The following is an 11,384-nucleotide window of genomic DNA, read 5'->3' as shown; positions in this document are numbered from 1 at the left end:
AGCGCCGCCAGTGGTCCGAACGCGCGTTTCCAGGGCAGCATCGAGCGATCTCCTCGCGGCTCAAGGGGAATAGGCGATAGCTGTCAGCCCTGTGGCCCGGACCACATGATTGGCTGTGCTCATGCCAAGTTACGCACGAGTAGGAACAGGAAGGGAAGTTACGCGTCGGTAAAAATTGCGCGGATGCCGTCGCCGCGCCCCCGCACCGCCATCACCCCTCACCAGGCGGCTTGCGCCAGGTCATGATCTCGGTCGGCGGAAGACGCTCCGCGAAACGGCCGTCGGACGACGCCTCCCGCAGCAGCGCGCGCAGATCCCGCTCGAAGTCCGCCAGCCGGTCGCCGAACAGATGGGGCGCGGAGTCGGACCGGGAGAACACGTACGCCACGACGGAGTCCGCCGGACGCTCGACCACCGCCCCGGCCGGCACGACATGCCGTTCGAAGTTCTCGAACCCCGCCCGCGCCAGGACCAGGTCCTCCCGGTTCGGCGTGCCGGCGCGGAGCGTCCCCTGCCCCGCGCGCCGCACCGGACCCAGATACCGGCGCACCAGTTCGCGGATCCGCTCGTACGGAGGGGCGGGCCGCGGCAGCGGCGCCGTCGCGACAGCGGGATTCTTCAGGTCGCTGACATGAACGAACGCGCCTCCCGGCTCCAGCGTCTCCCGTACGGCGGCGGCGGTCCGGTCGCGGTCCGTCCAGTGGAACGACTGGGCGAACACCACGGCCCGGAACCGCCCCGGGCCGACGGGCAGATCCTCGGCGCGGGCGGCCAGCCAGCGCGCGTTGCCCACCCCACGGCGCCCGGCCTGCCGCGCGGCCTCCGCCAGCATGTCCTCGTCCGGGTCGACGCCGACCACTTCGGTGACGTACGGCGCCATGGCGAGCGCCACGGTGCCCGGCCCGCAGCCGACATCGAGCAGCCGTCCCCGCCCGTCCAGCCCGAGGGCGGCGGCCAGTGTTCCGGCGAAGCCGGGAGCGTACGGCAGCCGGCCCCGCTCGTAGTGGGCCGCGCTGCCCCGGAACAGGGTGCTGTCCCACTGCCATCCGTCAGGCATGTCGATTCCGCTCCGCTCGCTGGGTGGGTGGGTGGTCCGAGAACTCCGGTGTCACCGTGCCGGGCGCGCGCCGTGCCGGCCGTCGGTGCGGTGCGGTGCGGACGCGCGTACGGCCAGTGTGCCGGGGACGACCGCCCTCGGGCCGAACCTGGCACGGGCCCGGTCCGCCACCGCCTCGATCCGGCGCGCCCGGTCGTCCTCGGGGTCGAACGTGAGCTGGCGGGTGGCCCGTTCGACCGGGGCCAGCCCCTCGGCGCGCAGCGACAGGCCCCGGACCCGCGCCCGCTGGAGCCCGAGCGAGTCATGGATCCGGTAGGCGGTGGCGATGAGTGTGCCGGAGTGCGCGGTGGGTTCGCGCAGCGTGCGGGCGCGGGTGGTCGTGGACCGGTCGGCGTACCGCACCGTGAGCGTCAGGGAGCGGCACACCTGCCCCTCGACCCGCATCCGGCCCCCCAGCTCCTCGGTGATCGAGAGCAGCGCCGACCGGTGCAGGCTCTGGTCCAACTCGTCTCGGGAGAAGGCCCGTTCGGCGGCGAGCGAGCGGGCGGACGCGTTCGGGACGACCGTCGTACGGTCGATGCCGTGGGCCTTCTCGTACACCTCGCGCCCCATCCGCACCCCGGCGACCCGTTGCAGTGTCGACAGCGGGACGACCGCCGCCCTGCCGACGGTGCCCAGTCCGTACGAGCGGAGCGTACGGGCGGTCGCCGCGCCGATCCCCGGCAGCGCGGCGACCGGCAGCGGCCCCAGGAACTCCGCGACCGCCCGCGGCTCGTCCGGGACCGTCAGCGTGGTGCCCGGCGCCGCCTCGCGCGCGGCCATCCTGGCGAGCATCGGGGTCGCGGCGGCGCCGATCGCGCAGCCGGCCCCGACATGGGCGAGCGCCCGTACGCGCAGGACGGCGGCGATCTGGGTGGCGTCCTGCCCGAAGTACCGCTCGGCACCGCGCACATCGACGAGCGCGGAGTCCGGCGGCAGCGCCTGGACGACCGGGCTGAGGTCGTCGATCAGCCCGAGCAGGGCGGGCAGCGCGGCCTCGATCCCGGTCCCGGCCTCGTGGTGGAACCGTACGCAGAGGATCATCCGGCGCTCCCCGTCATCCCGCGCTCCCCGGACTGGCGTGCCAGAACTTCCTTCCGGTGGGCAGACCTTCGCCGGGCGGCTGGAGATCGGCCCAGGGGTTCATCGCGTAGCCCGTGGACATCTCGATGCGCCGGCCGTTGTCACCGGCGCCGGACCCGCCCTCGGGACCCGGACCCGGCGCCGGCGCGTCGAGCGCGGCGGCGACCGCCTCCAGGCCACCCTTCTCCCGCAGTTCGACCAGCTCCGCCAGATTCCAGGCCGCCGCGCCGACCACGCTCAGACTCCGCGCGCCGCGCCGCTGCACCACCCCGCGCACCAGCAGCAGCCAGGAGTGGAAGACGGTGTGCGCGCACGCCTCGTGGCTGTCGTCGAAGAAGGCGAGGTCGACCAGGCCCGTACCGTCGTCCAGCGTCGTGAAGATGACCCGCTTGCCGGAGCGGATCGGCGGGGTCTGGGTGGCCACCTTGGCGCCCGCGACCAGGACGGTCCTGCCGTGCGGCGCCTCCCGCAGCCGTTTCGCCGACAGCACGCCCAACTCCTCCAGGAACGGGTAGTGGTCCGCCATCAGATGGCGGGACGCGTCCATGCCGAGGACGCCCAGCTCGGCGCTGAGCCGCTCCGCGTCGCCCAGGTCGGGCAGGCCTGCGGGAGCCGTCCGCCGCCCTCCTTCCAGGGGGAGCTGGTCCCCGTGCCCGCCCGCGCGCCGCGTCGCCCCGTGCAGTTCCGACACATGCAGCAGCAGATCCCTTCTGTTGGCGCCGAATCCGTCCAACGCGCCCACCTGCGCCAGCCGTTCGGCGACCGGGCGGCCGGGCCTGGCGCGCTGCCAGAAGTCCAGCAGCGAGGAGTACGGCTGTCCGGCCTCGATCCGCGCGGTCTCCGCCTCGCTGATGCCGTGGACGTCGGAGAGCGCGAGCCGCACCCCCCAGGTACCGGACTCCGTACCGGACACCAGTTCGATTCGATGGACGGCCGCCGACCGGTTCACGTCCAACGGCAGCACCGGCACCCCGCGCCGCCGCGCGTCCGCCAGCAGCAGCCGCTTCGGGTACATGCCGGGGTCGTGCGTCAGCAGCCCGGCGAGGAACGCCGCCGGATGGTGCGCCTTGAGCCAGGCCGACTGGTACGTCGGTACGGCGAAGGCGACGGCGTGCGCCTTGCAGAAGCCGTACGACCCGAAGGCCTCGATGATCTCCCAGGCGCGGGCGGTGACTTCGGGGCCGTACCCCTTCTCCCCGGTCTCCTTCTCGAACCAGACCCGGATCCTGTCCCGCGACTCGGGATGGGAGAGCCCTCTGCGCACCAGGTCCGCCTCCTCCCGGCCGCAGCCGGTCATGATGTCGACCATCTTGATGATCTGCTCGTGGAAGACGACCACCCCGTAGGTCTCGCGCAGCGCCTCCTCCAGATCGTCGTGCGGATAGCGGACGGGCGCACGCCCGTGCCGGGCCTCGATGAAGGGCCGCACCATGTCGGCGGCGACCGGACCGGGCCGGAAGAGCGAGATGTCGACCACCAGGTCGTGGAAGGTGTCGGGCTGGAGCCTGCCGACCAGATCGCGCTGGCCCGGCGACTCGATCTGGAAGCAGCCGAGGGTCTCGGCGGAACGGATGAGGCGGTACGTCTCCGGGTCGCCCGCAGGCACCTGCGCCGGATCGTCGATGTCCAGCCTCTCGCCCGTGGCGCGCCCGATCTCGGCGACCGCGTGCGCCATCGCCGACTGCATCCGCACACCCAGCACGTCGAGCTTGAGCAGCCCCAGCTTCTCGACGTCCTCCTTGTCGAACTGGGACATGGGGAAGCTCTCGCCGCTGGTGGGCACGACCGGCGTACGGCGCAGCAGCGAGGCGTCGGAGAGCAGCACTCCGCAGGGGTGCATGGCGATTCCGCGCGGCAGCGCGTCCAGCGCCTCCACCAGGTCCCACAGCCGGCCGTGCTTCGTCCCCTTCTGCCGCGACTCCTCCGCCACCTCGCGCAGTTCGGGCAGTTCGTCCATGGCCGCGCGGGCGTCGCGCGCCCGGATGTGCGGGAAGGACTTGGCGATCCGGTCGATCTCGGCCGGGTCCATGGACAGGGCGGCGCCCACGTCCCGTACGGCGTGGCGGACCCGGTAGGTCTCCGGCATGGCGACGGCGGCGACCCGTTCGGGGCCGAAGCGGTCGAGGATCGCGCGGTAGACCTCCAGGCGCCGGGCGGACTCGACGTCGATGTCGATGTCCGGCAGTTCGAACCCGCTTTTCGGACCGGCGAGCCTGCGCTCGGAGAGGAAACGTTCCATCAGCAGTCCGTGCTCGACCGGATCGGCGTGCGCGATCCCCAGCAGATGGTTGACCAGCGAGCCGGCCCCGGAGCCGCGCGCCGCGACCCGGATGCCCATCCCCCGTACGTCGTCCACCACTTGGGCGACGGTGAGGAAGTAGGAGGGGTAGCCGAGCCGCTCGATCGTGCCCAGCTCGGCCTCCGCCCGGTCCCAGTACTCGCGGTTGCGGTCGTAGCCGCGCAGCACCATGGCCGCGGCCACCCGCGACCGGAGCACCCGTGCGGCGGTCCGCCGGTCGGCGCCGACCAGCCTCGGCTCGGGGAAGTGGACGGTGCCGATGCCGAGATCACCCCTGGGGTCGACCCGGCAGCTCTCGGCCGTCTCCCGCGTCATGGCCAGCAGCCGGTGCGCGGTGCCCTGTCCGAGCCCGGCCGACTCGGCCACCAGCTCCGCGGTACGGGCCATCGCCGCCGGATCCTTCAGCCAGCGCTCCCCGCTGTCCAGGCCCTTGCGCGGGTCGATGGGCACCAGCCTGCGGGCCGCGTCGAGGACATCGGCGACCGGGCCCTGTCCGGGGTCGGCGTACCGCACGGCGTTGCCGAGCACGGCCCGTACGCCCTGCTCGACGGCGAAGCCCAGGGTGCGGGCGGCGTGCCGCAGCGATCCCGGTCCGGTGCCCCGGCGCCCGTGGTGGACGACCTCCAGCCGCAGGGCGTCGCCGTAGATCTCCCGCCAGGCGGCGAGCAGCCGGGCGGCGTCGCCGGTCCGGCCGGCGGCCAGCGCCCGGCCGATGCCGGAGTCGGGGCCGAGGAGCACGATGACGCCCGCGCCGTGATTGTCCCGCCAGGGCAGCAGCGGGCCGCCGTCCCCCGCGGCGTGCGCGGTGGTGACGAGCCGGCACAGGTCGGCCCAGCCGGCGGCGCCGTCGCGGGCGAGGAAGACGGTACGGGGCGCGGACTCGTCGACGAAGGCACCGCCGCGCACCGGGGTACGCCGCCGTGCGGCGGGAGCCCGCCCCTGCCCGCGCGTCTGCTCGGCCGATGGCTCGGCCACCGCCAGTTCCACTCCGAACAGCGGTCTGATCCCCTCCCCCTGGCACGCCTCGGCGAAGCGGACGGCCCCTCCGAGGGTGTCGCGGTCGGTCAGTGCGAGGGCGTCCATGTCGCGTTCGGCCGCGCTTTCGGCGAGCCGCGCGGGGTGGGAGGCCCCGTACCGCAAGGAGAACCCCGAGACGGTATGGAGATGCGTGAACCCGGTCATCCGCACCTCCCGATCGATCCCGTTCCACCTCCCCCGCTCCCACCATAGAGAGTATCGAACGTTTGTGCGACATCATGGCCCGTCAGTCACTCAAACCCTCCCCACCTGCGAGAACGCCGGGCACACCGGAGCGAGAGGCCCGTAGCGGCACCCCGAACAGCGGAAAACCCGGCCCGCCGATGACGGCGGGCCGGGCTTCCTGGTTCCGTACGGTCAGCCGACCGTCGACCGGGCGTCAGCCGATCTCGGCACCGAACGCCGAGAGCGCCTCCGGCACCGGCTGGAAGAACGTCTCGCCGCCCGAGGAGCAGTCGCCGCTGCCGCCCGAGGTCAGACCCAGCGCGGTGTCACCGGCGAAGAGCGAGCCGCCGCTGTCGCCGGGCTCGGCGCAGACCGTGGTCTGGATGAGGCCCTCGACGACGTCGCCGCCTCCGTAGTCCACGGTGGCGTCGAGCGCGGTGACCTCACCGTCGTGCACCTGGGTGGTGGAGCCGCTGCGCGAGACCGCCTGGCCGACGGTCGCGTCGCCCGCCTGCGCGATGGCCTGCGTGCTGCCGTCGTACAGGTCGACCTCGCTCGGGTGCTCCGTGGAGCCGCTGTACTTGACGAGCGCGAAGTCGTCGCCCGGGAACTGCGAGTCGACCATGGAGCCGATCTCGGCGCCACCGGCGGAGTCGGACCACGAGCTGCCCGCCGTGCCGCAGTGGCCCGCGGTGATGAAGTGCGGCTCGCCGCCGACGACCACGTTGAAGCCGAGGGAGCAGCGGCCACCACCGGAGTGGATGGCCTCGCCACCGGCGATGAACTTCTTGAACTCCCCGGCGGTCTTCTTCAGTTCGGCCTTGGCGCCGAGCTTCTCCACGGCCTTGGTGAGCTTGCTCAGCGCGGCACCCTTGACCGTGCTGTCCGCCGTGACGACGACCTTGTTCGACACCGGGTCGACGGCCACGGCCGTGCCGGGAGTGCTCGCCTCGCCCGTGAGGGAGCCGCGGGCGTCCTTCAGCTCGGCCAGGGAGTGCGCCACGACCTTCGCCTTGGCGCCCGCCTCGCGCACGGTCTCGGCGGCCTTGCCGTCGACGACGTTGACGACCAGGGCCTTGGTCTTGCTGTCGTAGTACGAACCGGCCGTGTCGCCGCCGAGGTCGCCGACGAGGGTGGATGCGAGCTTTCCGGCCGCCGGCGCCGACAGTGTCTTCGCCGTCGTCACGGCGGTTTCCTCACTGGCGTTCGCAGTCTGGAAGGAAATCCCGGCCACTGCCATGGCGGCGACGGCACTGCCCGCGACTGCCATGCGCTTCCTGGAAATGCGACGGTGCTTCAACTGATACCTCCTGTGGGGGCCGCGTCATCGCATGTGGGGTGCGGTGACACGGAGGACGAGGCGCCCACTATTCCTAAACTCGCCAGTAGCACACAAGGTCGACTTCAGGACGTACACACGGCGGTTTCATTTCCTTCTCACCCCGGTCACGTGCGGTGGTCAGAGCCGAGCCGTTCCATTCGTAAACACTCGGTGCAATCACCGGGTCGGCGGTGGGTAAGGACTAGTCCTGTCTTGAAACCGACCCTCTGGTACGGGAGTTCGGCCCCCGGAAACGCGTCGAGTCCCCGCCCGGAGCTCACGGGCGGGGACTCGTCTCAGCGCTGCTCGGCCCGGCCCGTCAGGCCGGCCGGGTGGTGCTCGGGAGTGCTCAGGTGATGCTGACGCCGTACGCGTTCAGCGCCTCGACCACCGGCTGGAAGTACGTCGTACCGCCGGAGGAGCAGTTGCCACTGCCACCCGAGGTGAGGCCGATCGCGCGGCTGCCCGAGTAGAGCGGGCCGCCGCTGTCGCCGGGCTCGGCGCAGACGTTGGTACGGATCAGACCGGAGACGACGTCGCCGCCACCGTAGTTGACCGTGGCGTTGAGGCCCTGGACGCTACCGCTGTGGGTACCGGTCGTGGAGCCGCGACGGGTCACCGACATGCCCACCGTGGCGTTGGCCGCGCTGGTGATGTCGATGCTGCCGACGGTGCCGGGACGCGAGACCGAGGCGTTGGAGTAGCGCACGATGCCGTAGTCGTTGCCCGGGAAGCTGGAGCCTGCCGTCGGGCCGATGAGCGTGGTGCGCGCCGAGTTGGTGTACCAGCTCGGGTTGCCCTCGGTGCAGTGACCGGCGGTCAGGAAGTAGTCGGTGGTTCCGCTGCGTACGTTGAACCCGGCCGAGCAGCGACCGCTGGGCGAGTAGATCGCGTCGCCGCCGGAGAGGAGCTTGGAGAGCTTGCCGGGGGTCCGCTTGATCTGCACGGCGCCGGCGTTGGCACCCGCCTCGCGCTTGATCTCGGCGATCTCCGCCTTGCTGACGGTGGAGTCCGCCTCGACGACGAGGGCGTTCGTCGTCTTGTCGACGTACCAGGCGGTGCCCGCCACGTCGGCACCCAGGATGGCGTCGCTCGCCGCCGTGAGCTGGGTCGCACTGAAGGTCCCGGCCGTGTCGGCGCTCGCCGTGGGGACGGCGAGCGCTGCTGCGGCGACGAGACCAGTGGTGATGGCGAGCAGACGCGTGCGTCTCGCTATACCACTGCGGGGGGTGGTGCGCTTGATCCTCACGTGTGGTTCCTCCGAAGGAATCTGGGGCCTGATCGGGGTGGGTCCGGCCCGTGAGGCGCAGTCAGGGATACGTCCGCATTCCGGATGTGCCGTGCCCCTGACAAGCGCTGAGGGGAGTATTGGATGAGCCAACCGGCCGCGCAAGGGCACCTTTCGGCCACTCCTACCGGCCGGAATGCCACTGGTACGTCTTGAAATCGCCGCCACTGTCTCGTTCCGTCACTGCCCATATGGCGGGACGGCCCCGGCCCGCGCGGCGCGGGCCGGGGCCGTCCCGGGCTTGCGCGCACTCAGCGGACGACGACGTTCCGCTCCCCCGCCGGGACCTCGAACGGCAGCGTGTTCCCGGGCGGCGGGAAGGGACAGATGAAGTGCTCGGCGAAGGCGCAGGGCGGCAGCAGCACCCGGTTGAGATCGACACTCACCGTGCCGTCCGCGGCCGGCGGTGACGGCCGCAGAAAGCGGAAGCGATAACTGGTCAGCCCGCTGGTGCCGTCGGCGAAGACCGCCCAGAGGGACCCGTCGGGCTCGACGACCGCCCGGAGGGTGTGCTCCGAACCGCCCACGGAGAAGGCCAGTTCACCCGCGAGCCCGAGACCGCGCTCCCGCCCGTCGGCGTTCTCGACGCGCACGGTGCGGCTCTCGCCGTACGGACGGAAGTGCCCGGGCAGCACCCAGCGGTCGTCGTACGGCGTGGCCTCGACGGTCACGAACGCCCCGCGCGCCGGGGACCCCGGGTCGAAGTCCCGTACCGCCCAGAGCCCTTCGCGGCGCATGACCACCAGCCTGCGCCCGCCGTGCGCGACCCGGGACTCACCGATGGGGCCCCGGTCGGCGGCCAGGACGGCCTCACCGGTCAGCGGCCGGCCGCCAACCGTGAGCCCGTCGTCGGCGGTGGCGGTCAGCGTCACGTCGTCCCCACGCTCCCGCCACAGACCGGGCACGGCCGGAATTCGACCTTCCGGGTAGTCGGAGAGCCAGTGGGTGCCGGTCAGCGAGAGCGGTCCGTGCGGTGCGGAGACGGCGGCGATGCGGCGTTCGTGCCAGTTCTTCCAGTTCCGCGCGGGATCCAGGTCTGTGTCTGTGCTCATGCGGACGCAGCCTTCCACACGGGCTTCCACCCGCGCTCCCGCCCGGGGCGCGCCGACGGCCGGGGCTCAGCAGTCGCAACCGCAGTCGCAGCAATCGCAGTCGCAGTCGCAGTCCCGGCAGCAGCCCTCGCGCTTCTTGCGCGACCACGGGCCCTCGTACTCCTTGGCACAGCAGAGCCGGCAGGTGCAGCAGAGACCGATCGCCACCGCGCAGCCGGCCCAGAAGCCGCGCGGCCCCGGCCGCCGGGGCGGCTCGTGGGAGGGGTTGGGGCCGAGGTCGCGGGGGCCACGAGGGCCGCCGGGCCCACCGGGCGCGCCCGGATCCCCGCCGCCGTAGGGGTTGCCGCCGCCCGGATTCCCGCCCCCGTGGGGATTGTTCGAGCCGTAAGGACCGGACGAGCCGTACGGATTGCCGCCCTGCCCTCCGTACGGATTCCCGTCCTGGACGCTCACCTGCCCCTCGTGCGAGCAGGACGACGTCCCGAAGGCACGGTCGACGGAGGTACGCAGTTCGTGCGCCAGCAGCACGTGCGCCAGCTTGTCGTCGACGAACTCCGCGTCGCGCAGCGCCAGCCGGATGCCGTGCAGCGCGTCGTCCGCGAGCCGGCGCGCCTCGGCGAGCGAGGTGCCGGTCGCCGTGAGCGGGTTCCAGGCACCCGACGCGGCGTCAGCACCCTGGTCCTCCACGGCGTCCAGCAGATGCGCCAGCCGCCCGAAGAGCCGGCCCGCCTCGGCGAGCGGTGCCATGTTGTCCGGCCGGCCGGCGAGTACGGCGGTGTGCGCGAACGCGGCGGCCGTCGCGGTCTCGGTCGGCTCGGTGACGGTGAGCAGCGGGGTGCCCGGTCCGGCGAGTGCCTCGATGCCGGTCTGGCGGTCGACCGCGTCGACGAGCACCGCCGTGTCGAAGCCCAGCTCCGCCCCGGTACGTGCCCCCGCGCGGTCCCAGCCGCCGGCTATCCGGCGCGCGGCGACCGCCACCGGCCGCCGCTTCAACACCCCGTCCCCGTCGGCCACGTGGTCCCGTACCTTCGCCGAGGCGAGCACCAGCGACACGGCCGCCGCGAGGCGTGCTCCCTCGCCTTTCGCGACCGGAGCGGTTCGCATCCCGCGGAGTGGGCAGGGGCCTGCAGTACGGCGCCGTCCGGTGCCGCGCTCGGCCTGAGCCTCCGTCAGCACGGAGACGATCAGGCCGTCATAGTTGGTGACGATGCGGGAGAACTGTCCGTGGTCCGAGCGAAGTGCCAGGCACAGCCCGCACAGATGAGCCATCCACTCGGTCTTGAGTCCTTCCGAGAGTCGATGGCCGCATGGCCTCACAATTCCGAACACGACGGTCCCCCCGGTGTCGTTCGACGGTGCGCCAGGCATCGTACCGAGCCGCCCGGTTCACCCGTACGTCCCCACCGTCACCCGTCTGGCTGGACTTTCATATTTTCATTACGCCAGGGCCCGTACACAGGAAGAACCCTGACGAATCGCCATATCTTCTGCACCAGTACCGTCACGAATCCCCTGCGCGGCGACAATCCACTTGGCGCGCAATCCGCATCATGGACAACCATAGGGATGCGGAACCACAAGCGACCGCGGTGAAAGGAGGCGTCCATGGGATCGGTGCGCAAGGCGAGTGCCTGGCTGGGCCTCGTTGAGGACAACGACGAGCGTTACTACGACGACGAGTACTCCGAGGGTGCCGAGAACAACGACACCTGGAAGACCGATCCGCGGGTGCGGATCGCCGCCGAGGCGGCTCCGGAACAGGACCGCAGGATCGCCACCGTCTCGCCGGAGAGCTTCCGGGACGCGCGTGGCATCGGCGAGCTGTTCCGGGAGGGCGTCCCCGTCATCCTGAACCTCACCGCGATGGAGCCCGCCGACGCCAAGCGTGTCGTCGACTTCGCCGCCGGACTGATCTTCGGCCTCCGTGGCTCGATCGACCGTGTCGCCACCCGGGTGTTCCTGCTGACCCCCGCCGACACCGAGATCGTCAGCGGGGAGTCCCAGGCCCACGGGCGGGACGGCTTCTTCAACCAGAGCTGAGC

Annotated in this window: 8 protein-coding genes; 1 reads left to right on the top strand and 7 read right to left on the bottom strand. The window is 72.0% G+C overall.

Features of this window, described 5'->3' with window-relative positions; translation table 11 throughout:
• Positions 1–211 precede the first annotated feature (211 nt).
• From P3L51_RS18835 to P3L51_RS18805, 7 genes are all read right to left on the bottom strand, one after another.
• The gene (locus tag P3L51_RS18835; protein WP_354606413.1) at positions 212–1,057 is read right to left on the bottom strand and encodes a class I SAM-dependent methyltransferase; all 846 of its coding nucleotides are present in this window, start codon (positions 1,055–1,057) and stop codon (positions 212–214) included.
• 51 nt (positions 1,058–1,108) lie between these two features.
• The gene (locus P3L51_RS18830) at positions 1,109–2,140 is read right to left on the bottom strand and encodes a DNA polymerase Y family protein (protein WP_354606412.1); all 1,032 of its coding nucleotides are present in this window, start codon (positions 2,138–2,140) and stop codon (positions 1,109–1,111) included.
• Positions 2,141–2,153: 13 nt separating this feature from the next.
• A complete protein-coding gene (locus P3L51_RS18825; protein ID WP_354606411.1) occupies positions 2,154–5,660 on the bottom strand; it encodes a DNA polymerase III subunit alpha in 3,507 nt (1,168 codons plus the stop codon).
• 235 nt (positions 5,661–5,895) lie between these two features.
• Entirely contained in the window at positions 5,896–6,981 is a 1,086-nt protein-coding gene (locus tag P3L51_RS18820) for a S1 family peptidase (RefSeq protein WP_354606410.1), read from the bottom strand.
• Positions 6,982–7,351: 370 nt separating this feature from the next.
• Positions 7,352–8,251 carry a S1 family peptidase gene (locus tag P3L51_RS18815; RefSeq protein WP_354606409.1) on the bottom strand — a complete coding sequence of 300 codons (900 nt, stop codon included), beginning with the start codon at positions 8,249–8,251 and terminating at the stop codon, positions 7,352–7,354.
• 290 nt (positions 8,252–8,541) lie between these two features.
• Positions 8,542–9,342, bottom strand: a complete 801-nt coding sequence (locus P3L51_RS18810) for a DUF1684 domain-containing protein (protein ID WP_354606408.1) — start codon at positions 9,340–9,342, stop codon at positions 8,542–8,544.
• A 66-nt stretch (positions 9,343–9,408) separates the two neighbouring features.
• Complete coding sequence (locus P3L51_RS18805) at positions 9,409–10,671, bottom strand: DUF5685 family protein (protein ID WP_354606407.1); 1,263 nt, start codon at positions 10,669–10,671, stop codon at positions 9,409–9,411.
• 276 nt (positions 10,672–10,947) lie between these two features.
• Between P3L51_RS18805 and P3L51_RS18800 the strand changes: the two genes are divergently transcribed.
• Positions 10,948–11,382, top strand: coding sequence for a cell division protein SepF (locus tag P3L51_RS18800; RefSeq protein WP_354606406.1), 435 nt, complete (start codon positions 10,948–10,950; stop codon positions 11,380–11,382).
• Positions 11,383–11,384: the final 2 nt, after the last annotated feature.

The organism is Streptomyces panacea, from assembly GCF_040560175.1.
Taxonomy (GTDB): Bacteria; Actinomycetota; Actinomycetes; order Streptomycetales; family Streptomycetaceae; genus Streptomyces; species Streptomyces panacea.
The sequence above is the reverse complement of the archived record's forward strand: the minus strand, read 5'-3'. Positions and strand labels throughout refer to the sequence as shown.

Bases quoted from the DNA above. Each gene is read 5' to 3' on its own strand.
- P3L51_RS18830 (WP_354606412.1), bottom strand. From the start codon at position 2,140: ATGATCCTCTGCGTACGGTTCCACCACGAGGCCGGGACCGGGATCGAG.
- P3L51_RS18800 (WP_354606406.1), top strand. From the start codon at position 10,948: ATGGGATCGGTGCGCAAGGCGAGTGCCTGGCTGGGCCTCGTTGAGGAC.
- P3L51_RS18825 (WP_354606411.1), bottom strand. From the start codon at position 5,660: ATGACCGGGTTCACGCATCTCCATACCGTCTCGGGGTTCTCCTTGCGG.
- P3L51_RS18810 (WP_354606408.1), bottom strand. From the start codon at position 9,342: ATGAGCACAGACACAGACCTGGATCCCGCGCGGAACTGGAAGAACTGG.
- P3L51_RS18835 (WP_354606413.1), bottom strand. From the start codon at position 1,057: ATGCCTGACGGATGGCAGTGGGACAGCACCCTGTTCCGGGGCAGCGCG.